The 26093-nt window shown below is 69.2% G+C and carries 21 protein-coding genes, 4 pseudogenes and 1 riboswitch; of the genes and pseudogenes, 4 read left to right on the top strand and 21 right to left on the bottom strand.

Translation table 11 applies throughout. The annotated features are described in order from the left end of the window. Window positions 1-42 precede the first annotated feature (42 nt). The 8 genes from VIR15_RS15620 to miaB all read right to left on the bottom strand — a co-directional run bounded on the left by VIR15_RS15620 (window position 43) and on the right by miaB (window position 8386). Complete coding sequence (locus tag VIR15_RS15620; RefSeq protein WP_331929365.1) at window positions 43-1266, bottom strand: cysteine desulfurase-like protein; 1224 nt, start codon at window positions 1264-1266, stop codon at window positions 43-45. Between the two features lie 42 nt (window positions 1267-1308). Beyond that, a complete protein-coding gene (gene dapF, locus VIR15_RS15615; protein ID WP_331929363.1) occupies window positions 1309-2160 on the bottom strand; it encodes a diaminopimelate epimerase in 852 nt (283 codons plus the stop codon). 137 nt (window positions 2161-2297) lie between these two features. Beyond that, window positions 2298-4007: a SulP family inorganic anion transporter gene (locus tag VIR15_RS15610; RefSeq protein ID WP_331929361.1), complete on the bottom strand. Its 1710-nt coding sequence runs from the start codon at window positions 4005-4007 to the stop codon at window positions 2298-2300. Continuing rightward, window positions 4004-4378 (bottom strand): ArsR/SmtB family transcription factor, encoded by a 375-nt coding sequence (locus tag VIR15_RS15605; RefSeq protein WP_331929359.1) that lies wholly within the window; start codon window positions 4376-4378, stop codon window positions 4004-4006. Before VIR15_RS15605 ends, VIR15_RS15610 begins: the two co-directional genes overlap by 4 nt. A gap of 107 nt (window positions 4379-4485) precedes the next feature. Next, on the bottom strand, window positions 4486-4947 hold the full coding sequence (locus VIR15_RS15600) for an SRPBCC family protein (RefSeq protein WP_331929357.1): 462 nt from the start codon (window positions 4945-4947) through the stop codon (window positions 4486-4488). Window positions 4948-5131: 184 nt separating this feature from the next. Further along, the gene (miaA, locus tag VIR15_RS15595) at window positions 5132-6043 is read right to left on the bottom strand and encodes a tRNA (adenosine(37)-N6)-dimethylallyltransferase MiaA (RefSeq protein ID WP_331929355.1); all 912 of its coding nucleotides are present in this window, start codon (window positions 6041-6043) and stop codon (window positions 5132-5134) included. Then, the gene (gene def, locus VIR15_RS15590; RefSeq protein WP_331929353.1) at window positions 6040-6666 is read right to left on the bottom strand and encodes a peptide deformylase; all 627 of its coding nucleotides are present in this window, start codon (window positions 6664-6666) and stop codon (window positions 6040-6042) included. Before def ends, miaA begins: the two co-directional genes overlap by 4 nt. A 163-nt stretch (window positions 6667-6829) precedes the next feature. Next, the gene (gene miaB / locus VIR15_RS15585) at window positions 6830-8386 is read right to left on the bottom strand and encodes a tRNA (N6-isopentenyl adenosine(37)-C2)-methylthiotransferase MiaB (RefSeq protein WP_331929351.1); all 1557 of its coding nucleotides are present in this window, start codon (window positions 8384-8386) and stop codon (window positions 6830-6832) included. 155 nt (window positions 8387-8541) lie between these two features. On the opposite strand from miaB, the gene VIR15_RS15580 reads away from it, so the two are divergent. Continuing rightward, window positions 8542-9150 (top strand): YceI family protein, encoded by a 609-nt coding sequence (locus tag VIR15_RS15580; RefSeq protein ID WP_331929349.1) that lies wholly within the window; start codon window positions 8542-8544, stop codon window positions 9148-9150. A 107-nt stretch (window positions 9151-9257) separates the two neighbouring features. Here VIR15_RS15580 and VIR15_RS15575 read toward each other — a convergent pair whose 3' ends face one another. From VIR15_RS15575 to VIR15_RS15540, 7 genes and pseudogenes are all read right to left on the bottom strand, one after another. Beyond that, a complete protein-coding gene (locus VIR15_RS15575) occupies window positions 9258-9821 on the bottom strand; it encodes a regulatory protein RecX (protein WP_414654971.1) in 564 nt (187 codons plus the stop codon). A 78-nt stretch (window positions 9822-9899) separates the two neighbouring features. Continuing rightward, window positions 9900-10346 (bottom strand): annotated as a pseudogene (locus VIR15_RS15570) (recombinase RecA); the annotation flags it as partial. Window positions 10347-10568: 222 nt separating this feature from the next. Next, window positions 10569-11075, bottom strand: a pseudogene (locus VIR15_RS15565) (intein-containing recombinase RecA); the annotation flags it as partial. 108 nt (window positions 11076-11183) lie between these two features. Continuing rightward, window positions 11184-13100: pseudogene (locus tag VIR15_RS15555) on the bottom strand (LAGLIDADG family homing endonuclease); the annotation flags it as partial. Then, a pseudogene (locus VIR15_RS15550) lies at window positions 13101-13331 on the bottom strand (recombinase RecA); the annotation flags it as partial. Window positions 13332-13568: 237 nt separating this feature from the next. Further along, window positions 13569-14114: an O-acetyl-ADP-ribose deacetylase gene (locus VIR15_RS15545; protein WP_331929345.1), complete on the bottom strand. Its 546-nt coding sequence runs from the start codon at window positions 14112-14114 to the stop codon at window positions 13569-13571. After that, window positions 14111-14365, bottom strand: coding sequence for a DUF3046 domain-containing protein (locus tag VIR15_RS15540; protein WP_414654969.1), 255 nt, complete (start codon window positions 14363-14365; stop codon window positions 14111-14113). The genes VIR15_RS15545 and VIR15_RS15540 overlap by 4 nt, the downstream gene beginning before the upstream one ends. Before the next feature lie 148 nt (window positions 14366-14513). On the opposite strand from VIR15_RS15540, the gene VIR15_RS15535 reads away from it, so the two are divergent. Beyond that, window positions 14514-16133, top strand: coding sequence for a DUF3352 domain-containing protein (locus VIR15_RS15535; RefSeq protein WP_331929343.1), 1620 nt, complete (start codon window positions 14514-14516; stop codon window positions 16131-16133). Between the two features lie 78 nt (window positions 16134-16211). Here the strand turns inward: VIR15_RS15535 and VIR15_RS15530 are convergent, their stop codons facing one another. From VIR15_RS15530 to rimO, 4 genes are all read right to left on the bottom strand, one after another. After that, a complete protein-coding gene (locus VIR15_RS15530) occupies window positions 16212-16511 on the bottom strand; it encodes a helix-turn-helix domain-containing protein (RefSeq protein ID WP_331929341.1) in 300 nt (99 codons plus the stop codon). 92 nt (window positions 16512-16603) lie between these two features. Continuing rightward, window positions 16604-17179 carry a CinA family protein gene (locus tag VIR15_RS15525; protein WP_331929339.1) on the bottom strand — a complete coding sequence of 192 codons (576 nt, stop codon included), beginning with the start codon at window positions 17177-17179 and terminating at the stop codon, window positions 16604-16606. 12 nt (window positions 17180-17191) lie between these two features. Then, the gene (gene pgsA, locus VIR15_RS15520; protein ID WP_331929337.1) at window positions 17192-17857 is read right to left on the bottom strand and encodes a CDP-diacylglycerol--glycerol-3-phosphate 3-phosphatidyltransferase; all 666 of its coding nucleotides are present in this window, start codon (window positions 17855-17857) and stop codon (window positions 17192-17194) included. After that, a complete protein-coding gene (gene rimO, locus VIR15_RS15515) occupies window positions 17854-19317 on the bottom strand; it encodes a 30S ribosomal protein S12 methylthiotransferase RimO (protein ID WP_331929335.1) in 1464 nt (487 codons plus the stop codon). Before rimO ends, pgsA begins: the two co-directional genes overlap by 4 nt. A gap of 37 nt (window positions 19318-19354) precedes the next feature. Here rimO and VIR15_RS15510 point away from each other — a divergent pair, with 37 nt between their 5' ends. Beyond that, window positions 19355-20536 (top strand): dipeptidase, encoded by a 1182-nt coding sequence (locus tag VIR15_RS15510; RefSeq protein WP_331929333.1) that lies wholly within the window; start codon window positions 19355-19357, stop codon window positions 20534-20536. 12 nt (window positions 20537-20548) lie between these two features. On the opposite strand, the gene VIR15_RS15505 is transcribed toward VIR15_RS15510, so the two are convergent. After that, window positions 20549-21295, bottom strand: coding sequence for an ion channel (locus VIR15_RS15505; RefSeq protein ID WP_331929328.1), 747 nt, complete (start codon window positions 21293-21295; stop codon window positions 20549-20551). Window positions 21296-21353: 58 nt separating this feature from the next. Further along, window positions 21354-24305 (bottom strand): DNA translocase FtsK, encoded by a 2952-nt coding sequence (locus VIR15_RS15500; protein ID WP_331929326.1) that lies wholly within the window; start codon window positions 24303-24305, stop codon window positions 21354-21356. Window positions 24306-24508: 203 nt separating this feature from the next. Beyond that, a riboswitch (SAM riboswitch) is annotated at window positions 24509-24635 on the top strand. Window positions 24636-24672: 37 nt separating this feature from the next. Between VIR15_RS15500 and VIR15_RS15495 the strand changes: the two genes are divergently transcribed. Next, window positions 24673-26091, top strand: coding sequence for an aminotransferase class V-fold PLP-dependent enzyme (locus VIR15_RS15495; RefSeq protein ID WP_331929324.1), 1419 nt, complete (start codon window positions 24673-24675; stop codon window positions 26089-26091). Window positions 26092-26093 lie beyond the last annotated feature (2 nt).

The following is a 26093-nucleotide window of genomic DNA, read 5'->3' as shown; positions in this document are numbered from 1 at the left end:
GCCCTCGAGACTCGAGCCAGCGCTATCCAGCATTACCCGGCGCTACCCAGTGATCGCCTCGAGGGCCTCGATGAGCCGATCGACGTCCTCGTCGTCGGTGTACGGGGCGAGCCCGGTCCGCACTCCGCCGCCGTCGCCGAGACCGAGGGCGCGTGAGCACTCGATGGCGTAGAAGTTGCTCGCCGGGGCGTTGATGCCCTTGTCCGCCAAGGCGCTCCGCACCTCTTGGGGATCCTTCCCGTCGACGGTGAACAGCAGCGTGGGCGTGCGCACCGCGGCGTTGCTGTGGACGCGGACACCGGGCATCGCCCGGACAGCAGTCTCGAGTCGCTCAGCGAGCCGGTCCTCGTGCTCCTCGAGCGCGCGCAGGCTCGCGACGAGGCGCCCCCGCCGGTCGGACCGGTCAGCCCGCTCGTCAGCCCAGTCGGCCGTCGCGAGGCCAGCGAGGAACTCGACCGCCGCCGTTGTGCCGGCCATGAGCTCGTAGGGCAGCGTTCCCAGCTCGAACCGCTCGGGGACGTCGTCGGAGGACGGCAGCAGCTTGTCCATCTCCAGCGTCGCGAGCAGAGCGGGGTCGGCCGACACGACACCGCAATGCGGTCCGAGGAACTTGTATGGCGAGCACGACCAGAAGTCGGCGCCGAGGGCCGGGCGGTCGACGAGCACGTGCGCCGTGGCGTGGACACCGTCGACCCAGTAGAGGGCACCGGCATCGTGGACGACCTCGGCGATCTCGGCGACGGGCGGCCTCGTGCCGATGAGGTTGGAGGCGCCGGTCGTCGCGACGAGGCGGGTCCGGTCGGAGAGCTGGGCCGCGACGGCGTCGACGGACAGCTCACTCGTCGTGGGGTCGAAGTCGACCCAGCGCACCGTCGCCCCGACCGCTGCGGCAGCCTGCACCCAGGGCCGGATGTTGGAGTCGTGGTCGAGCCGCGTCACGACGACCTCGTCCCCCGGGCGCCACGTCTTCGCCAGGGCGCGCGACAGGTCGTAGGTCAGGGCCGTCGCGCTGCGCCCGAGGATGACTCCCCCTGGGTCGCTGGCGAGCAGGTCGCCGAGAGCCGCTCGGCAGTCGGTGACGATCTGTTCCGCGCGTCGCTCAGCCGGGGTCACCGTGCCCCGATTGGCAACGGCGGACACCATCGTGTCGTGGACCGCCTTGGCCACCAGGTCGGGCGTCTGGCTACCGCCCGGACCATCGAAGTGGGCGGCTCCCTCGCGCAACGCGGGGAAGTGCGATCGGACGGCTGCGACGTCGTAGCTCATGCGCTCATGATCACAGAACCGGCCGGGAACCGGTCGCCGGGTCTACAGGGCGAACTCGCCGTCAGCGACCAGCAACGCCGGCCCAGCGAGCTCCACCCGGTTGCCCGGGAGCGGTGTGACGGTGAGCGTGCCACCCGGCACGTCGACCCGCCACGGCTTGAGGTCCTCCTCACCGGACCAGAACCGGGTCGCGAGCGCGGCAGCGGCCGCACCCGTGCCACAGGACCTGGTCTCGCCCACCCCACGTTCATGCACGCGCATCGCGATGTGCGACGGGCCGACCGCCTTGACGAACTCGACGTTGATCCCGGCGGGCTGGTCGGGCTGGACCTCCGGTGGCGTCGTGAGATCGAGGTTCTCCAGCTCGATGCCCTCGGGCAGCATGACGACGGCATGCGGGTTCCCGAGATCGAGGGTGAGCGCCGGCACCGGCTTGCCGTGCCGCGGTCGCACCATGATGTCGAAGCCGTCGCGACGGGCTCCCTGCTCGTCGCCGTACCGCCACGGACCCAGGTCCACCGCGAAGCCCTCAGGCACCACGCGGACGTGCTTGACGCCTGCCCGGGTCGCGATGTCGAACCGCTCGCCCTTCGCCAGCCCTTCCCGCACCAGGTAGGACGCGAAGACGCGGGTGCCGTTGCCGCACATCTCCGCCAACGAGCCGTCGGCGTTGCGGTAGTCCATGAACCACTCGGCCTCGCCGGCCTGCGCCCGGACGAGGTCCTCGGTGGCGTGGCGCGTCGGCATGATGCGGATGACGCCGTCCCCGCCGATCCCGGCCCTTCGGTCCGCCAAGCGCTGCACCTGCGCGGGCGTCAGCTCGAGCGTGCCGTCGGGGTCAGGCACGAGGACGAAGTCGTTCTCGGTGCCGTGCCCCTTCGTGAACCGCGTCATGACCGTCATTGTGCTGTATGCCGCTGAGCTCGCTCCTACAGGCCGCTTTCCTTGCGCTCGCACGCCCTTCCCCCGTCCAACGATCGAGTGAACAGCTTTTGGGACAAAAGCTGTTCACTCGATTGGTATGGGATGGGTCAGGCGTGGGTCTGCGCGGCTGGCTCGTGCGCGATGCGGGCCGCGTGCACCCGGGCATGGGCGATCGCCTCGGGTGTCGTCGTGAAGAGGTGCCGCTCATGGGCGAGCTCGTCGTAGACCCGCAGCTCGCGCAGCACCTTCTCGTGCTGCGGCTGGATGCCCGAGAGCATGACCGTGATGCCTTGGTCCTCGAGTCGCGAGATCGTGTCCGCGAGCACGGTCGCCCCGGTCGCGTCGATGACGGTGACCCTGGCCATGCGCAGGACCACCACGCGAACGTCGCTGACGTTGGCCAACTCCAGCAGGAAGTCGTGGGCCGCGGCGAAGAACAGCGGACCGTCCATGCGGTAGGCGACGATGTGCTCGTCGAGCAGCGCTCGCTCCTCGTCGCTGTGGTCGGTCTCGTCCAAGGGCACCTGGTCGATGCGAGCGGCGCGGGACGCTTGTCGCAGCGCGAAGAAGCCGGCGACGATCAGACCCACCAGCACGGCCATGACGAGGTCGGTGAGCACCGTGGCCAACGCGGTCACGACCAGCACCGTGGCGTCACCGCGGGTCGAGCGCATCAGGGCACGGAGGCTCGAGAAGCGGACCATCTGCACGGCGGTGGCGATGAGCACACCTGCCAGCGCCGCGACCGGGATCATGCCGACCCACCGGGCCGCCACGAGCACGACGATGAGCAGGACGACCGCGTGGCTGACGGAGGCCAGCCGCGAGGCCGCACCGGAGCGGACGTTGACAGCGGTCCGTGCAATGGCCGCGGTCGCCGGGATGCCGCCGAAGAGCGGTGCCGCCAGGTTGGCAATGCCCTGACCCAGGAGCTCCCGGTCCGGGTCGTGCCGCTGTCCCACGCTCATCCCGTCGGCCACGGTCGCGGACAGCAGGCTCTCGAGCGCCGCCAAGGCCGCGACCGCCACCGCGGGCAGGATCAGGTCGTCGAGGGCTGCGAGGTCGACCATCGGGAACGCCGGCGCAGGCAGGCCCGCCGGGATGGTCCCGATGTCTCCCAGGTGGAGGCCCAGGGCTTGGTTCGCCACGGTGGCCAGGACCACGACCACGAGGGCCCACGGCACCCCGGGACGCAAGCGTGCCAGGAGGATGATGCCGAGGGCCACGCCGAGGGACATGACGACGGGCGCCCAGGTGAGGTTCTGCGCCCACTGGCCGAGCGCGTCGAACGCGACGCCGAGGACCTTCTCGCCCTCAGCATGCTGGCCGAGGACGGCAGGCACCTGCTGGAGGCCGATGATGGCCGCGATGCCCAAGGTGAAGCCCTCCACCACCGGGACGGGGACGTAGCGGATGAAGCGGCCCGCGCCGAACCACGCGAGGCCGATGAGGATCAGCCCGGCGAGGATGCCCACGACGAGCACGCCGCTCGCTCCGTGGGTCGCGATGATCGGCACGAGCACGACGGTCATGGCCCCTGTCGGGCCGCTCACCTGGACGCGGCTACCACCGAAGATGGCGGCCAGCGCACCGGCGACGACCGCCGTCACGAGTCCGGCCGTCGCCCCCATTCCCGAGCTGACGCCGAAGCCGAGCGCGAGCGGTAGGGCAACGAGGCCCACCATGAGCCCCGCCGGGAGGTCGCGACCGAATCGCGCTGACGTCCAGTCCGATCGCCGTGGTGAGAGCTGGCGGGCGCGCCGCCAGGCGATCTGCGTCCACCGGGTGGCGCGAGATCCGTCGATCGCGCTGCTCATGAGGTCGACGCTCCCGTGAGGCTCCCGGTCGCTGTCCCGGTGAGCTCAGACTCCAGCTCGCCCCGGACGATGATGATGCCGGACAGGATCGCGCGAGCGGCGAGCAGCAGGTCCCGCACCTCCGGAACGCTGACGGAGTAGACGACCTCACCTCCGCCTCGCGTGGAGGTCACGAGTGAGGCACGGCGGAGCACGGCGAGCTGTTGCGAGAGGTTGCTGGGCTCGATCTCGATCTGCTCGAGGAGCTCGTGCACGGCGTGATCGCGCTCGGACAGCAGCTCCAGGATGCGGATCCGCGCCGGGTGGCCCAGCGTCTTGAAGAACTCGGCTTTCGCCTGGTAGAGCGGCACGCTCACCGGTGACCCTTCCATTGAAGACTTGTTGACTTGAAGAAGTTATCAAGTCTTGCCTTTGCTGTCACCCCCGTCTCATCGAGTGAACAGCTTTCGGAGTTGGCGCCAGCGCGGTTCGACTGCGGTCAACGCTCGGTACCGCTCCGGAAGGCAGCCTCGTCGGTAGCGAGCAGCATGTCCGCGAAGGTTGCGGTCAGCATCTTGTCGATCAATGGGCCGGTCAATCGGCCGAGCGCACCACCCCTGGGCAGGTACCGGTAGTCGAACGTGGCCAACGTGCCGTCTTCGTCGGGCTCGAGCGTGAGCATGGAGTCGGCGTGTTTGAACGGCACCGATGCGCTCGGCTGGTTCCGTGTGCCGATCCTGCGCCTCTCCTCCCAGGTGGTCACCGTTTCATCCATGCTGCCGATCGGCTTCAGCTCAACGTGGCGGCGAGCTCCCACGCCGCCGGTCTGGTCGCCGATGGGTCTCGTCGCCCGGAGGCCCCTCCAGTGGTTCGCGAGATTCGGAAAGTCGGCGAACAGGGCCCATAGAGCGCCCGGGGACGCAGACATCCGACGTTGCACCGTGATCTGACGTTCAGGCATGAGGACCGCTCCAAGGGTCCGGGTCGGTGCAGGTCAGTGCGCCGTCCACATCCCATGATCGCTACAGCACAGGCAGCCGCGCAATCGCCCTGCCCCACGCCCACATCGGCAAGCTGGAAATCAACGTCGACATAGGTGCCCTCGTCGATTCCCAAGCGACTGACGTTCGGGGTGTGACGCTTCGTCACCCGACCAGGGCGAGCACCTCGTCCACGTCCACTCCGCGCGTCGCGTCGACCCAACGAATTCTCGGGTCCGCGCGGAACCAGCTCTCCTGCCGCCGGACGAACCGTCGGGTGGCTTGGGCGGTCTCGGCGATGGCCTCAGGCTCGGTCAGCTGCCCGTCGATGACGCTGATGGCCTGGGCGTAGCCGATGGCTCGGCTGGCGGTGAACCCGTCCCTCAACCCGTCGGCGAGCAGGCCCTCGACCTCCTGGGGCAGACCCGCGCGCCACATCTGTTCGACCCGGGCATCGGTCCGCTCGTCCAGGACCGACCGGTCCGCCGACAGCCCGACGATGACGGTCGGGGTCACGAACTCGCGTCTCGGCATCGAGGCGCTGAACGGTCGACCGGTCAGCTCGATGACCTCAAGAGCGCGGACGATGCGCCTGATGTTTCCGGGTTGGATCCGCGCCGCAGCTGCCGGGTCCCTCTGGAGCAGAAGGCGATACATGGAGTCGGCACCCACCTCGAGCGCGTGCGCCTCGAGGTGGGCGCGCACGGTGGGGTCCGTCGGCGGGATCTCGAGCCGGTCGAGCACCGCCCGGACGTAGAGACCGGATCCGCCGACGAGGATGGGCACCCGATCGCGCTCCCTGATGGCCCGAATGTCCGCGCGGGCGGCCTCTTGGTAGGCCGCGACACTCGCCTCCTCGGTGACCTCGAGCACATCGAGCTGGTGGTGCGGGATGCCGCGCCGCTGCTCCCGGGTCAACTTGGCGGTCCCGATATCCATGCCCCGGTAGAGCTGCATCGCATCCGCGTTGATGATCTCGCCGTCGAGGCGCGCAGCGAGGTCGAGTCCCAGTCCGCTCTTGCCGGTCGCAGTGGGTCCGACCACGGCGATGATCGGCAGGTCGGCCGGAGCCGTCACATGCCCTCGCTGTGGGCGTGCTCGTGCTCGCGGTCGGGAACGGCGTCCTCCTCATGGCCGAACGGGTCAGGGTCTACCCCGGGCATCCACGTGCCCCCGGGTTTCCCCCAGCCGTTGCGCTTCACGGCCTTGCGGGCCTTCTTGGACTGACGATCGTCCAGGCGGTCGATGTAGAGGGTGCCGTTGAGATGGTCATACTCGTGCTGCATGCAGCGCGCGAACCAGCCCGTCGCGTCGAACTCGATCAGCTGCTCGTCGACGTCGAACCCGACGACGTGTGCCGTCGCGGCCCGCTTGAGGGGGAAGGACTCGCCCGGCACCGAGAGGCACCCCTCGGTCTCCTCGCGAGGGTCCGGGCGTTCCCGCGGGATCCGGGAGGCGGTCAGCGTCGGGTTGATCACGTGTCCCTGGACGGGAACGCCGTCCTGGTTCTCCATCTTCCAGATGAAGACCCGGAGACCGACCCCGATCTGCGGAGCGGCGAGGCCGACACCGTTGGCGGCGTCATTCGTCTCGTACATGTCCTGGACGAGGGTGCGCAGGCCGTCGTCGAACTCGGACACGAGCGCGGCGGGGCGGTGCAGGACCGGCTCGCCGGCGATGACAATGGGTCGAACAGCCATGCCCTGCATCCAAGCACGCGACCGCGCCGGCTCCCAACCCAACTTTCGATGGCAAGCCAGCCCAGCGGCATACGACATCCCTTCCACGATCGAATGAACAACTTCGGGGACCAGCGACACCCAGAATCTGTCCACTCGATCGAAGAGTGGCCGTCCTACCCGCTCACGGGGTGGCGCAGGCGGGAGCCGAGAAGACCGTTGCCGGGCGTCCCACCGTCGGGATGCCGAGGCTCACCTTGGGCTTGCCACTGCCCGCAGGGTCCGCCTGCAGCGTCGCCCAGGCGTCCCCGCCACGCGTCCGACGCACCGAGTAGGCGCCACCGGTGAGAGCGGCGTCGGCGACGAGGTGGTGCGGCGCGCCATAGGTCACCCCCACCGTGACGAGATCGCCCGGGCGTGGCACCTCGGCTCCCTCGGGCACGGCGAAGTGGACGAGGCGGTTGTCGCGGGCCCGCCCGGACAGGCGGTGGGTGGCGGCGTCCTTGCGACCCTCGGCAGGCGCGACGAGCACCTCCACGGATTGGCCCTCGAGACGCCGGTTCTCCGCCCAGCTGACCTCCTCCTGGAGGGCGATCAGCCGGTCGAACCGCTCCTGGACGACCGCCTTGGGCACCTGGCCCGGCATCGTCGCCGCCGGAGTCCCCGGCCGGATCGAGTACTGGAAGGTGAAGGCGCTCGAGAAGCGGGCCTCGCGCACGACGTCGAGCGTGCCCTGGAAGTCGTCCTCGGTCTCCCCCGGGAACCCGACGATGATGTCGGTCGTGATCGCGGCCTGCGGGATGTGGTCCCGGACGGTGTCGAGGATGCGGAGGAACTTCGCGCTGCGGTAGGAGCGGCGCATCTCCTTCAGGACCTTGTCGGAGCCGGACTGGAGCGGCATGTGCAGGCTCGGCATGACGTTCGGCGTCTCGGCCATCGCGAGGATGACGTCGTCCGTGAAGGCCGCCGGGTGCGGGCTCGTGAAGCGGACCCGCTCGAGCCCATCGATCTCACCGCAGGCGCGCAGCAGCTTGCCGAAGGCGAGCCGGTCACCGAACTCGACCCCGTAGGTGTTGACGTTCTGCCCCAACAGGGTGATCTCGACGACGCCCTCCGCGACGAGTGCCTCGATCTCGGCGAGGATCTCGCCCGGGCGGCGGTCCTGCTCCTTGCCCCGGAGGCTCGGCACGATGCAGAACGTGCACGTGTTGTTGCAGCCGACGGAGATCGAGACCCACCCGCTGTACGCCGAGTCACGCCGCGTGGGCAGGGTCGACGGGAAGGTCTCCAGGCTCTCGAGGATCTCCACCTCGGCACGCCTGTTGTGCGCCGCACGGTCCAGCAACGCCGGCAGGGAGCCGAGGTTGTGCGTGCCGAAGACGACATCGACCCATGGAGCCCGCTCGACGATGGTGCCCCGGTCCTTCTGAGCCATGCAGCCGCCGACGGCGATCTGCATCTCGGGGTTGCTCAGCTTGGCCTGGCGCAGCTGGCCCAGGTTGCCGTAGAGCTTGTTGTCGGCGTTCTCACGCACGGCGCAGGTGTTGAAGACGACGACGTCCGCGACCTCGGGCCGCGCGTCCCGCGGCAGGCTGGCGAGGTCGACGTAGCCCGCCGTCTCGAGCAGGCCGGCGAGCCGCTCGCTGTCGTGGACGTTCATCTGGCAGCCGTGCGTCCGCACGTCGTAGGTCCTGGGCATGGTCTTCCGCATCGTCATGGCCGTCATGGCCCTCATGGGCATGGACAAGGGTACGTGGTTCGCGCTCAGCCGTCGGACGTCAGGAACTGGGTCGACACCGCGCCGAGTAGTCTGTCCCGCGCAATATTTGACAGTTCAACGAAAGTCCTGCATAGTTGTCATTGAAGGTTCAACCACCAACCCCCTAAGGACTGATCATGGGACTGTTCAACCGCAAGGCCGAGGCCACCGAGACCGTTGAGGCCGCTTCCGTCGCCATCAACGACATCGCCGGCGACTACACGCTCGACCCGAGCCACACGCGCATCGGCTTCTCGGCCCGTCACGCCATGGTGACGAAGGTCCGCGGCAACTTCGAGGAGTTCGAGGGCACCGCCCACGTCGACACGCAGACGCCGGCCAACTCCTCCGTCAAGGTCGTCATCAAGGCCGCCAGCGTCACGACGCACAACGAGCAGCGCGACGGCCACCTCAAGACCCCCGACTTCTTCGACGTCGAGAACTACCCGGAGATCACCTTCGTCTCGACCAACGTCGAGCGCGACGGCTCCGAGTGGGCCATCACCGGTGACCTGACCATCAACGCGGTCACCAAGTCGATCACCATCCCGTTCGACGCGACCGGCTCCGCGAAGGACCCGTTCGGCAACATCCGCATCGGCTTCGAGGGTGAGACCACCATCGACCGCACCGACTGGGGCCTGACGTTCAACGCGGCCCTTGAGACCGGCGGCGTCCTCGTGAGCGAGAAGGTCAAGCTCGAGTTCGACGTGTCGGCGATCGCCGTGGTCCCGTCCCAGGCCTGAGCGACACCGACCTCCCAAAGGGGGCGGGGACCGTATGGTCCCCGCCCCCTTTCTCACGCCCAAAAAGACCATGCCGTATGCCGCTGGGCCTGCTCCCCCACGAACGCTCAGTCGCGCTGGTGCTCGGGAGCGTCGTTGACAGCGTCGCGGATGACCGGCCAGGCGACCTCGCCCGAGTAGCCCTTGCGCGCAAGCATGGCCGCCAGGCGACGGGCCTGGACGTCGGGCGCCAGACCGGTCATGGTCCGGAGCTTCTTGGCCACGAGTTCCTCGGCCTTGGCGCGCTCGTCGTCGATGCCGACCTGTCCGAGCGCTTCCTCGGCGGTCTCCTGGTCGATCCCCTGCTTGCGAAGCTCATGGGCCAGACCTTTGCGAGCCAGACCCTTCGTGCCCTGCTTCGAGCGGACGAGCATCTCGGCGTAGGCCTCGTCGTCGACCAACCCGACCTCGGTCATCCGGTCGAGGACCCGGGCGGCCACCTCGGGATCACAGCCGCGCTGGCTCAGCTTGCGCTCGAGCTGCGCCCGGCTGCGTGGGGCCATCGACAGCTGGCGCAGCACGATGGCGCGGGCGACCGACTCTGGGTCGGCCTCTGAGCTGGTCTGCTCGGGGTCCTCGGGCGGGGGCGTCCACGAACGACGCCCTCGACCTGGTGCCGCCGCCGCGGCCAGACCCTCTGCTTTCGCGAGGGCGGCCGCGGCGCGCGCCAGCTTGTCGTCGTGGGTCTCGGCCGACACGAGGGCTCAGGCTCAGAACTCGACGGGCACGTCCGAGACGTCGGCGGGCTTGTCCACCTTGGGTCCGACGCCGAGCTTCTCCTTGACCTTCTTCTCGATCTCGTCGGCGAGGTCGGGGTTGTCGCGCAGGAAGTTGCGCGCATTCTCCTTGCCCTGACCGAGCTGGTCGCCCTCGTACGTGTACCAGGCACCGGCCTTGCGGATGAAGCCGTGCTCGACGCCCATGTCGATGAGGCCGCCCTCACGGGAGATGCCGTGCCCGTAGAGGATGTCGAACTCCGCCTGCTTGAACGGCGGCGACACCTTGTTCTTGACGACCTTGACACGCGTCCGGTTACCGACCGGGTCGGTGCCGTCCTTCAGCGTCTCGATGCGACGCACGTCGAGCCGCACCGACGCGTAGAACTTCAGCGCCTTGCCACCCGTCGTCGTCTCGGGGCTGTTGTGCACCATGACCCCGTCGACGAAGTAGTTGTGCGTGCCGGCCACCTCGATGTCGAATCGATGCATCGAACGCGTCTTGGGCTTGACGTGGACGTCGAGGACCCGCGCCGGGACGAGTACCTGGGTCGGCTCGACGAACTCCGGCTCGACCGCGAACTGTCCCCCGAAGCGCGGCAGGAGCTTGTAGTCCATCGAGGGGTGGATGTAGGGCGCGACGATCTCCTGGAAGCGAGCCGTCCCCGCCGTCGTCATCTGTAGCACGGCCTTCTGGCGGGCGCCGCGCAGCGACACCTGGCACTCCACGCCGTGCGTGTCCCTCAAGAATTCGACCAGTCGCTCACGACTGCGCTCACTCATTGCCTCGACACAGATGTCGATGCGGCCGCTGCCACCAGCGGTCCGTGCCTGCAGCCCCTTTGACCGCAGTGCGAAGGCCCCGTCGTCCATGTACCAGATCGCGAGCGCGAGGGGCGTCAGCTGCTTGATCACATCGTCGGTCAGGTGTTTCTTGCCGTCACCCCAGTACATGACCTCGCGCAGCTCACCGAGCTCGGGCAGGGGTGTCAGGTCGATATGCACCGCCCCGTTGGGTCGTACCGATCGGGTCTGTCCGATGTTGCCGAGGAGGGCCGCCTTCCAGTCGAGATAGGCCACCTGCTTCTCCCCGTGACCCATTCGGTAACGAACCCCGCTGCGCCCGTGGGTGTTCGGCGCGAGGTGGCCGTCGCCCATGAGACCACCGAGCACGACCTGCCACTGCTGCTCGCTCAGCCGAGCCGTCTCGTTGACCATGACCCGATCGCCGGCAATGATCTCGCCGGCCTCGCGCCAGCCACTTGGCGTACGGACGAGATGGTTCTCGGTCGCGGCGAACTTCGACTTGCCGTTACCGCCGGACTTCGCGACGGTGAACTGGAGGAACTTCTCCGTGACGCCGTTGTCGAACCATCCGGTCACCGGACGGTTCACGATCTCGTTGGTCTTCGCGTCGTACGTGCGAACCTCGACCGGCAGCTTCTGGTTGACGATCTTGCCGATCTTCTCAGTGGAGCCATCAGCGAGCGTGACCCGGGTGCTGTAGCTCATGCAGCCAAACATGACGCCGATCTTCTCGCGGAGCTGGTTGATGAAGATCGCTGTCGTACCAGTCGTATTCAACGCACCGGTCAGTTTCCGCAATGCCTGGCTCATGAGGCGGGCCTGGAGGCCGACGTGGCTGTCACCCATCTCACCCTCGATCTCGGCGCGGGGCACGAGCGCGGCGACGGAGTCGATGACGATGATGTCGAGCGCACCGGAGCGGATCAGCATGTCGGCGATCTCGAGCGCCTGCTCCCCCGTGTCCGGCTGCGACACGAGCAGGGCATCGGTGTCGACGCCGAGCTTCTTCGCGTACTCCGGATCGAGCGCGTGCTCAGCATCGATGAAGGCGGCGATTCCTCCGCCCTTCTGCGCGCTGGCGACCGCGTGCAGCGCCACAGTCGTGTTGTGGGACAGCATGCCGTTGGCAAGGAAGCTGTGTGACCCGGGCACCATGATGTCGAACGTGGGCTGCATTCCCCCGTCCTCGACTGAAACGACCTCCTCATAGGAGTAGCGCTGCAACGCCAGCGACCTCAGGTGCTCGATGAGCGCCCGAGCCCCATCCGTGATCCGCTCAGGGCGCGCCTCGGCCCAGGCGACGATTCTCAGCAGCCGAGTCTGTGAACAGCGCAAATCCATGTCCTTGCGGAAAAGATCGCCGGCGACCCGGTCAAACCCCCGATCGCCGCCGATGGAGTCACGCAGGTCGGCAATCCGGGTGGCTTGATGCGGCACGTTCTCCCGCTGCGGGTCACGCGACGACGGTCGGTAGTTGGCCTCGACCTGAGCTGCGCGCCGCGCGGAGCGGAAGCCGACCACCTCGAGGAAGCGATGCACGGCGCTGGGGTTCACGATGACGCTGTAGTAGTCGCGCTCGTAGGTGGTGTTGAAGGTCGTATGCAGCGTGACCGGGACGCCGAGGCCATAGAGCATCAGCTGGACCTGCTCGGCCAATTGTCTTGACGCCGAACCGAGCCCGACAGTTGACGACGGGTCGATCCACCCGTCGCCCTCGAACAGCGCGGAGAGGAATGCACGTTGTGCCTTCGCCCCAGCAGTCCGAACTCGGTGGGGAACGGACTTCTCGGGAGCGTTGACGAACGCCAAGCCGTAGTCGTCGGCGAGACGCTTGCGTAGTGCCGTGTCGTGTACGACATGCTCTCGGTCAGCGTAATGCTTGACGGTGCTGCCGAATACGGACTCCATGAGTGAGGAGAACTCGCCAGCCACCTCCGGATCCCAATTGGTGAAGCGGACTGCGTGGCGGTTCTGTTCACCCAGCGTTCCCTCGGCCACGAGATAGCCCAGCAGAACAGCCTCGTCCTCGCTGAGGCCATCACCGTGAGCGGCCTCCTCAGCCCCAAACAGGGCCGACACAACGGTGTCGCCAACCGCCAGCCGTCCTGCCGTGCGCCAGACGATGTTGCCGCGCTCGTTCATGACGCGCAACGGGTGGTTGTGCGTAGCACTCACTGTGCGTCCAGAGCTGAGATGGATGCGCAGGACCGGCTTGCGGTTGTTGTGCGTTGTCGCAGCGACGGCCTCGAGCTCTCCGCGTTCATTGACGACGCGAAGTCCCAAGTGGGACACGTCGGTAACCCGAGACGTGCATGAGGCGGGCTGGCCGGTGCGCTCGAAGAGCTCTGCGATGGTCTCGAGGCCCTGGTCGGACCACACATAAGTGTCGGCCGTGAGGCACTTTCCACTGCTCTCAGGTCCGTAGATCTCCACGATCCGCCCGCGCGGCAGACCGCCGATCCCGAGGGCGACGTCGAGGGCGATCGACCCCGTCGGGATGACCTCGATGGGCGGGCGGATGTCGTCGCCCAGGCGCATGACGGCGCCCTTGCCGAAGTTCTTCTCGATCTGCCCCATCACGGTGGAGAGGGCTTTGTCCTTGTCCTGCGCCGATGCCATCTCGGTCACCTATCTGCCGTCTTCGCTGCGGTCGTCTACCTTCGACCCCCAGCGACGGCTCGTCCGGTCTCGCTGTCGGGTCAGACGTTAGGTGAGGGCACCGACATCGGGGTGTTCCACGAGACGGCCTGTGGACGACGTCGAGCATGGCGCTCCACCTGTGGATCACACTACCGAACACGTGTTCGACGCAGTGGAGGTCAACGACGACACGCCGACACCGGCGTCAATAACCGGTCACTCCCCACGGACGACACCCTCGAGCGCTCGGTCGAAAGCGGCATACGTCTCCTCGCCGAAGAGCCAGAAGCGCGACCGCTCGACCACGCCGAACTCCGCCATCGCCTCGACCACCGCGGTGATGGCGACCCCTGCGGCCCGCTCCACCGGGTAGCCGTAGATGCCGCACGAGATCGCCGGGAAGGCCACAACGGCGCAGCCCGCATCCGCAGCGAGCTCGATGCTCCGTCGATAGCACGACGCCAGCAACGCAGCTTCTCCGGCACTGCCGCCGCGCCAGACCGGTCCCACGGCATGGATGACGTGGCGCACCGGCAGCCGCCCCGCCCCGGTGATCTTCGCGTCGCCGGTCTCGCAGCCGCCGAGCGTGCGGCACTCGGCCAGCAGCTCCGGACCAGCCGCCCGGTGGATCGCCCCGTCCACCCCACCGCCGCCGAGGAGAGACGTGTTGGCCGCGTTGACGATCGCATCCGCCTCCGCGTCGGTCGTGATGTCGCCGCGAAGCAGCTCGATGCCGGATGCCGCTGGGCTCGTTCCCGTCATGGCCGGCCTTCCGGCTGGCCTCCTTGGGCGCCTCGCGCCACCCGGGCGCTCCGGCCCAGGCGACGCTCGGCCGGGATGTCCATGTCGTCGCAGAGGGCCTCCCAGACGGCTCGGGGCGGCTCGCCCTGCTCGAGTGCCTCGAGGACGGTGCGACCACCGAGCGCACCCAGCACGTGGTCCCGGGCCAGCGACCCGGCGTAGGCCTCGCCGAACTCGTCGTTCATCAAGGTCCAGAAGTGGCTCATCCGCACGAGCCGAGTCTGCCACCGAAACCGGGAACCGCCATGGCGCGAATCGTCGTCTGACCGTTGCCAAACCCGCTGAGGAGCTGGCGAGGAGACCGGTAGGGTCGTCCTCGTCCCGCCCGACGGCGGGCTCGATCCAACCAGGGGGAATCACATGAACCAGCCGACCGACGGCCCCGTGCCCGAGAACAACCCGTCCCAGCCGGCCCACGGTGGTCCGCCGTCGTACACCTTTCCCGGGGCGACCGAACCGGTCGGGCTCACGGACCCGTCCTCGAGTGAAGGCGATGCCGTCCCTGCTTCACCACCGCGCCGCAGGACGAGCCGGGCGCTTCTCGTCGGCGGCGTGGCCACCGTCCTCGTGCTCGGTGTCGGAGGTGCTGTCGCCATCCAACAGCTGAGCGGCAGCGGCCCGCGTCCATCCGACGTCCTGCCGGGCGACACCTTCGGCTACGTCCAGGTCGACATCGACCCCTCTGCCGGACAGAAGCTCGCGGCTGTGCGCTTCCTCGGCAAGATCCCCGAGATCAAGGACCTCGAGTCGGGCGACACCCGCAAGAAGCTCTGGGACCTCGCCGTCGCCAACTCGGACGACGACTGCGTCAAAGACTTCGACTTCGCGCGTGACATCGACCCATGGCTGGGTGACCGGGTCGGCTTGGGGTTGCGCCCCGGGGGCACGGCTGACGACCCGAATGTCGTCGCCGCCCTGCAGGTCAAGGACCAGGACCAGGCCATGTCGACGCTGGGCCGCCTCGCAGACTGCAGCGAGGGAGGAGACCAGGTCGACCTCCTGGCCAAGGATGGCTACGTCCTTCTCACCAGGCACGGGCAGGGCGACGCCACGCTCGCGGCGATCGACATGGGCACGCTGTCGCAGAACGCGACGTTCAGCGGCGACATGGCTGCTCTCGGCGAGCAGGGTGTCGCCACGACGTGGTGGAACGTCGGGCCGATCGCCAAGGAGCTCTCCTCGGCTCTGCTCTTCGGTGTACGGGCGCCGGACGCCCCGCAGGACCTCCAGGGGCGGGTGGCCGCAGCGTTGCGCTTCGACCCCGGCTACGCCGAGATCGCCGGGATCGCCCGCGGGTTCAGCGGTGCCGCCCAGTCGATCCAGCCCGTGGACGGCGACCTGTCCGAGCTGGCCGCCCTACCCGACGACACGCTCGCTGCGGTGCACGTCTCGGGCGGGGAGCAGCTGCTGGACCAGGCTTGGCCCCAGCTGGAGAAGCAGCTCAATGACGTGGCTTCGTCGAGCGGCATGGACGACCCTCTCGGCGAGATCGAGGACGAGCTCGGCCTCGCCCTGCCGGACGACCTCAAGGTGCTCCTCGGCAGCTCCTTCACGCTCGCTCTGCCCGACCAGGAGTTCGGCAGCGACGTCCCCGCCATCGGCGCCAAGGTCGTGACGAGCGACGCCCAGCGCGCGGAGGAGGTCGTGTCCACGGTCGAGGACGCGAGCGGCGCGGCCGGCATTCTGACGAAGAGCGTCGACGGAGACCAGCTCTACGTCGCCACCACCCCGGACTACGTCGACCGGCTCAAGTCGGGCGGGAACCTCGGTGACACGGACGGCTTCAAGGCCGCCCTCGGCGACGCGGCCGACGCCGACTACGCGGTCTACGTCAACCTCGACCGGCTCGAGAAGCTCTACCTCGAGGAGGCCGACGGCGAGGCCCGCGCGGCCCTCGAAGCGATGCGCGCCATCGGCATCTCATCCACGGTGACCGGTCAGGGTGAGGCTGCGTTCGCATTCCGCATCGTCGCCAACTGACGGTCCACGCGTTGCGGTTTGAGGTGGACGCGCCGGAGGTTCGCCGGCGCGTTTACCTCAACCGGCGGCGGGAAGATCTCAGGCAGCAGACGCGGCGACGACGTCGTCCGAGGGGACCGGCAGCGCCACGGTGGGGGCGAGGCCCTCGGACTCGGCCATGCGGCTCGAGACATCGATGAGGACCTGGGAAAGAGGCAAGTCAAGGGCGCCGCAGATCGAGGCGAGCAGCTCGGAGGAGGCTTCCTTCTCTCCCCGCTCCACCTCACTGAGGTAGCCCAACGAGACGGAGGCGGTGGCCGAGACCTCACGCAGCGTGCGCCCCTGTGCGCGCCGGCGCTCTCGGAGGACGTCTCCGAGCTCACGTCGCAACAGGGTCATGCCGTCCTCCTCCAATGGTCGTATCCGTCGTCGTGTCCGTTGGTCAAGTGCGGGGAAGCAGGTGCCGCTTCTCCTACCGTACCGCCTGCCCGTCAGGACGGCGCAGGGGTTTGGCCGTCCGCGTCGCGAGCCGAGTCGCGCGGCACAGGGCTCTCGCCGCGCGCGGCGGGGTCCGTCATGACATCCAGGGCGAGCTCAAGCGCGGCCGCCGCGGCCCCTCTCCGCACGTCGTCGCGCGTACCCTTCAACCGCAACGCCCTCGTGACTGTTCCCCTCGGTCCCGCAACGGCGAGGTGGACGGTGCCCTCTGGCTTGCCCTCGGCAGGTCCCGGCCCTGCCACACCCGTCGTCGAGATGCCCCAGGCCGCGCCGAGCCGCAGCCTCGCCCCCTCGGCCATGGCGCGCGCGACGCGCGGGTCCACGGTCCCCGCCTCGGCCACGACTGACGCGGGGACACCGAGGAGCGCAACCTTGACGTCGGCGGCATAGGCCACGATGGCGCCGCGGAGGACGACCGAGGCACCCGGGGTGTCCGCGATGGCGGCGGACACGAGTCCGGCCGTCAGGGACTCGGCGCACGCGACCGTCTCACCCACCTCCGTGAGATGCGTGACGATGCGCTCGGAGACGCTCCGATCATCGGACCCGGCGCTCTCAGGGCAGACCATCAGGGCCGACCATCAGGCCAGACCATCAGGGCGCCTGGTCGCCCTGGCCGCACGCCGCACCCGAGTCCGCTCACTGTTCTCCCGCAGGCTCAGCGCCTGGAAGACGTAGTCGACTCCCGAGACAACGGTCGCGACGAGGGCCGCCGCGAGGATCCCGTGGGCCACCCAGGTCCAGAACTCCGCGAGCGGGAAGACCCACAGGGGCAGCGTGAGGCCACCGAGCGCGAAGGTCTGGAGCATCGTCTTCAGCTTGCCGCCGCGTCCAGCGGGAAGGACCCCATGGCGGATGACGAGGAAGCGGAGCAGCGTGATCCCGATCTCGCGCACGAGGATGACGATCGTCACCCACCACCAGATCTGCCCCAGCACCGACAGACCGATGAACGCGGTCCCGGTGAGCGCCTTGTCGGCGATCGGGTCCGCGACCTTGCCGAAGGTGGTGATCTGGCCGTTGCGGCGCGCGAGCCGCCCGTCAATGCCGTCCGTCACCGCGGCGATCGCGAAGACGACCCAGGCCCAGAAGCGCCACCACGGATCGGCACCGCCGTCATGGAGCAGGAGCACCGCGTAGACCGGCACGAGCAGGAAGCGGAGCACGGTGAGCGCGTTCGGGATGTTCCAGTCCGTGGGGCGGGGCGAGGGACCCTCACCATGCGGCAAGAAGGGCGGCTCCGTCATCGCAACTCCGCGACGAGGTCGATGCCCTCGGTCGCCACGACGACCGCAGGCACGAGGTCGCCCACAGCTGGCTGTCGTCCATCGCCAGCCTCCACATAGGTGACGCCATCGACGTCGGGCCCCTGGAACGCCGCGCGTCCGACGACCCGCCCGTCCTCTGCGTCGACCTCCTCGACGAGGACCTCGACGGCCTCGCCGATCCGCTCCTCGGCGCGCTGCGCGTTGAGCTCCTCGACGAGACGAGTGAGGCGGTCGACGCGCTCAGCGATGACCCCGGACGGCAGCTTCTGCGCGAAGGTCTCCGCCTCGGTCCCGTCCTCGTCGGAGTAACCGAAGACGCCGACCACATCGAGCCTGCCCTCGGTGAGGAAGGCCTCGAGCTCCTCGACGTCCTGGTCTGTCTCGCCGGGGAAGCCGACGATGACGTTGCACCGGATCCCGGCCTCGGGAGCGGACGCCCGCACCCGCGCCAGCAGGTCGAGGAAGGCCTCGCGCGAGCCGAAGCGTCGCATCCGCCGCAGCACCGGCTCCGACGCGTGCTGGAAGGAGATGTCGTAGTACGGCACGACGCCCGGAGTCCGCGCCATCGCCTCGAGCAACCCCGGCCGGATCTCGGCAGGCTGGAGATAGCTGACCCGCACCCTCTCGATCCCGTCCACCGCGGTCAGCTCCGGCAGCAGCTTCTCGAGCAGCCCCAGGTCCCCGAGGTCCTTGCCGTAGGACGTCGAGTTCTCGGAGACGAGGAACAGCTCCTTGACACCCCGGGCAGCCAGCCAGCGTGCCTCCGCGACGACGTCGGCGGGCGGCCGGGACACGAAGGCCCCCCGGAACATCGGGATCGCGCAGAACGAGCATCGACGGTCGCAACCCGATGCGATCTTGAGCGGCGCCCACGGCCGTCCGTCGAGGCGGGCGCGGACCACGCGCGGCCCGCTGGCGGGTGCGGGACCCGGCTCAGCGGCATACGGCATGGTGTTGTGGCCGGGGAGCGCGACCTGCACGGCCACGTCCTGCCGCGCCACCGGCGAGAGCGGAAGGAGGCGTCGCCGGTCGCCGGGCGCATGGCTCGGCACGTGGCCGCCGCCAAGGATCGTGCGCAGATGCGTCGAGAGGTCCCGGTACGAGTCGAAACCGAGGACCGCATCCGCCTCCGGCAGTTGGTCCGCGAGGTCCTTGCCGTACCGCTCGGCCAGACAGCCCACCGCGACGACGGCCCGGGTGCGGCCGTCCTCCTTCAGGTCAGAGGCCTCGAGCAGGGCATCGATGGAGTCCTTCTTGGCCTGCTCGACGAAGCCGCACGTGTTGACGACCGCCACGTCCGCCTCCGCGGCGTCGTCGACCAGGGTCCACCCCTCCGACTGCAGCCGGCCGGCCAGCTCCTCCGAGTCGACCTCGTTGCGAGTGCACCCCAGGGTGACGAGGGCGACACTCCGGGTGGGGGCCGCGGCGGGAGGGGTCATGCGACCCACTGTAGATGGACCGGTGTTCAATGGCTGAATGCCCGACGCGCTCGCCCGTGCACACGCACTCCTCGCCGAGCACCCGCTCATGGACGGCCACAACGACCTCCCCTGGGAGGCCAGGGTGCAGGCCGGCTACGACTTCGAGCGCCTCGACATCTCGACTCCCGTGGCCTCGACGGTCACGGATCTGCCCCGCCTCCGGGCCGGCGGTGTCGGGGGGCAGTTCTGGTCCGTGTTCGTGCCGAGCAGCCTGCAGGGCGACGCCGCCGTGACCGCCACCCTCGAACAGATTGACGGCGTCCACCACATGATCAGGTCGTATGCCGCTGAGCTCGCTCTCGCACGGACCGCTGAGGACGTCGACGTGGCCAGGTCCCAGGGCCGCATCGCGTCCCTCCTCGGCGCGGAGGGTGGCCACTCGATCGGGTGCTCACTCGCCACGCTGCGGGCCCTCCACGTCCTTGGGGTGCGGTATCTCACGCTGACGCACAACGACAACGTGCCCTGGGCAGACTCCGCCACGGATGTCCCAGCCGTGGGCGGGCTCACGGCGTTCGGTCGTGAGGTGGTGCGGGAGCTGAACCGGATCGGGATGATGGTCGACCTCAGCCACGTCGCGGCATCGACGATGCGACAGGCCATCGAGGTGAGCGTCGCACCGGTGATCTTCAGCCATTCCTCCGCCCGGGCCGTGTGCGACTCACCGCGCAACGTCCCGGACGACGTGCTCGAGAGCCTCCGGGACAACGGTGGCGTGTGCATGGTGACCTTCGTCCCGGAGTTCCTCTCCCCCGCCACTGCGCAGTGGCGCGTCGAGGCTGCAGCTGCAGCTGCAGAGCGGGGCGTCGATGCCAAGGACTGGGTCGCCTTCCACCGCTTCGCCACCCAGTACCGGCGCGAGCACCCGAAGCCGGACGCGACGATCGAGGACGTCGTCGCCCATCTCGAGCACGTGCGTGACGTCGCGGGGATCGACCACGTGGGTATCGGCGGCGACTATGACGGCACCGACACCTATCCGGTGGGGCTCGAGGACGTGAGCGGGTACCCCCGGCTCGTCGCTGCGCTCGTGGACCGCAAGTGGTCCGACGTGGACCTTGCACAGCTCGTCCGCGGCAACACCCTGCGGGTCATGCGCGACGTCGAGGCCGTCGCCCGGGACCTGCAGGAAACCCGGCGACCGAGCCTCAGGACGATCGAGGAGCTCGACGGCTGACTGACTCAGACGTCACTGGCGGAAGCGGGCAATGGTGAGGCCGACCAGTCGGGCGACGACGAGCGCGACGTAGAGCATTCCCGTGACCATCTGGAGCATGATGAACGACCGCGCGTGCGGCGTCACCGCGGAGATGTCGGACAGGCCGGTGGACGTCATCGTCGTGATGGACAGGTAGAGCAGCTCGTACCACGAGCGCTCACCAGGCAGTGCCTCGCCGTAGATCGTGAAGGAGTTCGGCCAGATCATCTGGACCGCGACATAGAGATAGGCGAAACCCCAGGCCACCACCGTGAACGTCGCGCCGGTGGCGAAGAGCTCGTCGCGAGTCACCCAGTTGTCGGCGAACATGTACCGGAGCAGCCCGTAGCCCGTGTAGAAGTAGAAGAGCGCGTGCAGCAGCGAGCTCCAGAAGAGGACCGGATCGCTGTCGGGCCAGACCGCCTCGGCAACGGTCAGGGCGACCACAGGCACGCCGATGACCGCCGCCACCCACGTGTGCGCCGGGGTCGCCTGGACGGCGCGGATGGCGAGGAACAGCACGACGAGGCCGACGAGGCCGAAGAGCATCCGACCGAACTCGCGGAAGTCGCCGAGCGTCGCGGTCTCCATGAAGGGGTACGCGAGCAGGGCCGCGAGCTGGACTGCCAGCAGCACGGCGCACGGGGTCTCGACGAAGCCTCGGCGGAGCCGGTCCCAGCGGGTCGGTGGCCCTGGCCGACGCGAGGTCGACGGCCACAGCTCCAGTGATGCGCTCACGACGCCGACTCTAGACCGGAGAGAGCCGCCAGACCGGAGAGAGCCGCCGCCACAGTGCTCAGCGCTCGTCGCGCCGATCGGTCAGCTGCCACGCATCCTCCGACTCATCGTCGTCCTCGGTGGCGACCGGGGTCAGGTCACCAGGCTGCCAGGCTGCGACCGGCCCGCTGGGCAGGTCGTCGAGGTCCTCTCCGTGCGCACGGCGCTCGCCGCGCTGGACGACCATAGCCGCCGTCCGCACCTGTCCGTCTCCGACGGCCATCGGGTCGTATGCCGCTGGGCTGGCCGTGCTTGGGGCGCTCTCCTCAGCGGCCGCGTCCTCTGCCAGCTGTCTCTCGACGATGCTCGGGTCACCGGCGAAGGGCACCGGCTCCTCGGCTGGCTCGGCCGGCTCGTTGGGGTGCGGGACATCCTCTCCCCGCAGGAGCGCCAGGGTCTGCTCGAGGTCGTCCGGCCGGACGAGGACGTCACGCGCCTTCGACCCCTCGCTCGGGCCGACGACCCCCCGTGACTCGAGCAGGTCCATGAGGCGTCCCGCCTTGGCGAAGCCGACGCGCAGCTTGCGCTGCAGCATCGACGTCGACCCGAACTGCGTCGTCACGACGAGCTCGGTCGCCTGCAGCAGCACGTCGAGGTCATCACCGATGTCGTCGTCGATCTGCTTCTTCGGCTGGGCGACCGTGACGTTCTCGACGTAGTTGGGTTTGAGCTGGGTCGTGACGCGCTTGACCACCTCGTGGATCTCCGACTCGTTGACCCACGCACCCTGGACGCGCATCGGCTTGCTCGCGCCCATCGGGAGGAAGAGGGCGTCACCCTGGCCGATGAGCTTCTCGGCTCCCGGCTGGTCGAGGACGACACGCGAGTCGGCGAGAGAGCTCGTTGCGAAGGCCATCCGCGACGGGACGTTGGCCTTGATGAGGCCGGTCACGACGTCCACGGACGGCCGCTGCGTGGCGAGCACAAGGTGGATGCCAGCTGCCCGGGCGAGCTGCGTGATGCGGACCACGGACTCCTCGACGTCGCGTGGGGCGACCATCATCAGGTCAGCCAGCTCGTCGACGACGACGAGCAGGTAGGGGTAGGTGGTCAGCTGCCGCTCGGAACCCGGCAACGGCTTGACCTTGCCTGCGCGGACCCCCTTGTTGAAGTCGTCGACGTGCTTGAAGCCGAAAGCCGCGAGGTCGTCGTAGCGCTGGTCCATCTCGCGCACGACCCACTGCAGCGCCTCGGCCGCCTTCTTCGGGCTGGTGATGATCGGCGTGATGAGGTGCGGGATGCCCTCGTAGGCGGTCAGCTCCACCCGCTTCGGGTCGACGAGGACGAGGCGCACCTCCTCGGGCGTGGAGCGCATGAGGATCGAGGTGATCATCGAGTTGACGAAGCTCGACTTGCCGGAGCCGGTGGCCCCCGCGACGAGCAGGTGGGGCATCTTGGCGAGGTTCGCGATGACGTAGGCGCCCTCGACGTCCTTGCCGACCCCCATCACCATCGGGTGCTCGTTGGACCGGGCGGTCTGGCTGCGCAGGACGTCGCCGAGGGCGACGTTCTCACGGTCGGCGTTGGGGATCTCGATGCCGATCGCGCTCTTGCCCGGGATCGGGCTGAGGATGCGCACGTCCGCCGAGGCGACCGCGTAGGCGATGTTCTTGGACAGGGCCGTGACGCGTTCGACCTTCGTCCCGGAACCAAGCTCGACCTCGTAACGGGTCACCGTCGGACCGCGCGTGAAGCCCGTGACGGCGGCGTCGATGTCGAACTGGTCGAAGACGTGGGTGAGCGACTCGACGACCTTGTCGTTGGCCTGGCTGCGCGTCTTGTGAGGGGCGCCGTGAGCCAGCATCGCGAGATCCGGAAGGTGATAGGTCACATCGCCCTGGAGGGAGAGCTGCTCGACCCGCGCGGGCATCGTCGACGTCGGCGGCGGCGCCAGCTCCGGCTTGGCGCCGGTCTGCGTGTCGGGAGCACCGTGGGTCCGGGGGTCGGTGGCGTCGATCGCCTGGGTCGAACCAGAGGCGCCGCTCGGGCGCGGCGCGAGCAGGCCGGGAGCGGTGGGGCGCTTCTCGCCAGGGCGCAGGCGCAGCGTGGGCTCGTCCTCGGCTTCCCGCATCGCGGCCTGGCGGAAGGCCTCGTCGCCTTCGCGCTCGGACAGGTCCACCGCCTTGCGCCGGCCCCGCTTGGCGCCTCCCTCGGCGGTCTCATCCTGCGCCTGGTCCTGCTCGTGCTCACGGTGCAGCACGAGGTCGCGCAGCTGGCGGAGCCGGTGCGGGATGAGGTTGACGGGGGTCGCGGTGACGACGAGCAGGCCGAAGATCCCGAGGAGGATGAGGATGGCCAGGGCTCCGTACGGCGAGACCGCCGCCGCGAGCGGGCTCGACGCGAGGAAACCGATGATGCCTCCGGCGGCCCGCATGCCCTCGGCCCCGTCCGGCGGGTTGGGGATCCCGTCGCTGAGGTGTGCGAGACCGCATGACGCGAAGGTCAGCGCAATGGTGCCGACGATGATGCGGTTCGTCGCGGCCTCGTCCTCCGGGGCGCGCAGCAGGCGCAGGCCGAGCGCGAGCAGCACGAGGGGGACGGCGTAGGCGATGCGGCCGAACGTGCCCGCGAAGACCGCGTGGACGACCTGACCGAAGGTGCCGTGGACACCCCACCACTCGCGGGCGGCGACGACGATGGCCAGGGCGATGAGGGCGAAGCCGAGCCCGTCCCGACGGTGCTCGGGCTCGAGGTCGCGCGCGCTCGTGCCCACCCGGCGCACTGCACCACCGGCCACGTGGGAGACCCCCATCCAGGTGTTGCGCACGGCCCGCAACGGCAGCGGGAGTCCGCCGCTCTTCGCGTTGGCCCGTGGGGCCGGCCGCTTCGTCGTGCGTCCGCCGCCGCGTCCAGAGGTTGACCGGGTCGATGTCCCTTGCCCACGAGCGGACCCGGTTCCCCGAGAACCCGTCGCGGCACGGCTCGGTGCCGATGAGCTCGAGCGCGCACTGCCGGACCCACGTGTCGCCATGATGGCACGGTACGTCAACGCCACGCTGAACTCACGCGTCACACGCGCACCACGACCGATTCACTCATCCTGTCGGGGCACCCGGCGGACGGACAGGGGCAGCGAGCCCAGCGGCATACGGCATCAAGGTGGTGTCTCAGATGACGACACGCTGCCACGACGCGGTGGACAACGCGGGGGAAGCGTCCCTATCTTCATGGGCAGGTCATGAGCGCCAGCGCGAAGCCCCGGCTTGCTGGCCAGCAACCCTCCTCCGCGGTGGGGTGCTCCGGGTGACGACCAGGCCGTCCTCGCCACGTTCGTGGTGACGGGGCACGGCAAGCGCGGACCTGCATCCGGTGGGTCCCCGACCCCAGGAGCCAGTCCCATGTCCGTCTTCGCCAGCACCGCCACGTCTTCCTGCACCGACCGTGCGCCCGTCCTGCGCAGCCGCCCCCGCGCCGAGACGGCACCAACGGCTGGCCCCGCTCTGCCGGCCGTCGTCGGCGCTGACCTCCAGGTGCCCACCCTTTCGGGGACCACGACCTACGCCAACCTCGACCACGCTGCCTCGACGCCCGCACTGGTCGCGGTCAAGGAGGCGGTCGACCGTGCCCTCGAGACCTACGCCTCGGTCCACCGGGGGGCTGGCTACGCATCTCGGCTGACGAGTGCCTGGTACGAGGAGGCCCGCGCACAGGTGGCCCAGTTCGTCGGGGCGCGCGGCGACGACACCGTCGTCTTCACGCGGACGACGACCGACTCGTGGGCGCTCCTCTCGTCAGCACTGCCGGCGACCACCACGATCTTCGTGTTCGCGTCCGAGCACCACTCGACCCTGCTGCCCTGGGGAGACGACCGCACCGTGCGGCTCCCCGTGCCACACAGCGTCGAGGAGGCCCGCTCGGTGCTCGGCGAGGCGCTCGCCAACGCAGGTTCGGTGGACCCTGACGGTGACCGACTCGTCGTCGTCACAGCTGCCTCCAACGTCACGGGCGAGGTGTGGCCGATCGAGGACTTCGCCCGGATCGCGCACGACCACGGTGCCCGGATCGCGGTCGACGCCGCCCAGCTGTCGGGACACCGACGCATCGACCTTGCCGGGTGGGACGTCGACTACGTCGCGTTCTCGGGCCACAAGACCTATGCCCCCTTCGGTGCCGGGGTCCTTGCGGGACGGTCCGACTGGCTCGACGCGGGCGCCCCCTACCTGCGCGGCGGCGGCGCGACCCGGTCCGTCGGCGAGCACGGCACGAGCTGGGCCACCGGGCCGGCCCGGCACGAGGGCGGCAGCCCCAACGTCATCGGGGCGATTGCCCTCGCGGCAGCGTGCGCGACGATCGCCGGCCACCGCGGGGCAATCGAGGAGCACGAGGCACGCCTCCTCGCCCGGCTGCGCGACGGATTGCGATCGATCGACGGGGTCGAGCGGCTGTCGTTCTTCGGCGAGAACCATGACCGCGTGGGCGTGGTGGCGTTCACCGTCCGAGGCCTCGAGCCGTCGCTCGTCTCGCAGGTCCTGTCCGTCGAGCACGGGATCGGCGTGCGGGACGGGCGCTTCTGCGCCCACTTGCTCGTCGACGACCTGCTCGCCAAGCGGGGCGACGCCACGCCGGGCGAGGGGGTCGCGACTGCCGTGCGTGCCAGCATCGGGCTCGGCACGACCATCGAAGGCGTGGACCGACTCATCGGTGCGGTGCGCGAACTCGTCGAAGCCGGACCCGCGGCCAGGTGGACGCGCGGAGACACCGGTTGGGTGGTTGCGGGCAACGACCCGCGCGATCGTGAGGTGACCCGCCCCTGGTGACG

This window comes from Intrasporangium sp. (genome assembly GCF_036566125.1).
Classification (GTDB): Bacteria; Actinomycetota; Actinomycetes; order Actinomycetales; family Dermatophilaceae; genus Intrasporangium.
The sequence above is the reverse complement of the archived record's forward strand: the minus strand, read 5'-3'. Positions and strand labels throughout refer to the sequence as shown.

Excerpts from the sequence above, each read along its gene's own strand:
- VIR15_RS15620 (WP_331929365.1), bottom strand. The coding sequence starts at position 1,266 with ATGAGCTACGACGTCGCAGCCGTCCGATCGCACTTCCCCGCGTTGCGC.
- dapF (WP_331929363.1), bottom strand. The coding sequence starts at position 2,160 with ATGACGCGGTTCACGAAGGGGCACGGCACCGAGAACGACTTCGTCCTC.
- VIR15_RS15610 (WP_331929361.1), bottom strand. The coding sequence starts at position 4,007 with ATGAGCAGCGCGATCGACGGATCTCGCGCCACCCGGTGGACGCAGATC.
- VIR15_RS15605 (WP_331929359.1), bottom strand. The coding sequence starts at position 4,378 with ATGGAAGGGTCACCGGTGAGCGTGCCGCTCTACCAGGCGAAAGCCGAG.
- VIR15_RS15600 (WP_331929357.1), bottom strand. The coding sequence starts at position 4,947 with ATGCCTGAACGTCAGATCACGGTGCAACGTCGGATGTCTGCGTCCCCG.
- def (WP_331929353.1), bottom strand. The coding sequence starts at position 6,666 with ATGGCTGTTCGACCCATTGTCATCGCCGGCGAGCCGGTCCTGCACCGC.
- miaB (WP_331929351.1), bottom strand. The coding sequence starts at position 8,386 with ATGCCCATGAGGGCCATGACGGCCATGACGATGCGGAAGACCATGCCC.
- VIR15_RS15580 (WP_331929349.1), top strand. The coding sequence starts at position 8,542 with ATGGGACTGTTCAACCGCAAGGCCGAGGCCACCGAGACCGTTGAGGCC.
- VIR15_RS15545 (WP_331929345.1), bottom strand. The coding sequence starts at position 14,114 with ATGACGGGAACGAGCCCAGCGGCATCCGGCATCGAGCTGCTTCGCGGC.
- VIR15_RS15535 (WP_331929343.1), top strand. The coding sequence starts at position 14,514 with ATGAACCAGCCGACCGACGGCCCCGTGCCCGAGAACAACCCGTCCCAG.
- VIR15_RS15530 (WP_331929341.1), bottom strand. The coding sequence starts at position 16,511 with ATGACCCTGTTGCGACGTGAGCTCGGAGACGTCCTCCGAGAGCGCCGG.
- VIR15_RS15525 (WP_331929339.1), bottom strand. The coding sequence starts at position 17,179 with ATGGTCTGCCCTGAGAGCGCCGGGTCCGATGATCGGAGCGTCTCCGAG.
- pgsA (WP_331929337.1), bottom strand. The coding sequence starts at position 17,857 with ATGACGGAGCCGCCCTTCTTGCCGCATGGTGAGGGTCCCTCGCCCCGC.
- rimO (WP_331929335.1), bottom strand. The coding sequence starts at position 19,317 with ATGACCCCTCCCGCCGCGGCCCCCACCCGGAGTGTCGCCCTCGTCACC.
- VIR15_RS15510 (WP_331929333.1), top strand. The coding sequence starts at position 19,355 with ATGCCCGACGCGCTCGCCCGTGCACACGCACTCCTCGCCGAGCACCCG.
- VIR15_RS15500 (WP_331929326.1), bottom strand. The coding sequence starts at position 24,305 with ATGGCGACACGTGGGTCCGGCAGTGCGCGCTCGAGCTCATCGGCACCG.
- VIR15_RS15495 (WP_331929324.1), top strand. The coding sequence starts at position 24,673 with ATGTCCGTCTTCGCCAGCACCGCCACGTCTTCCTGCACCGACCGTGCG.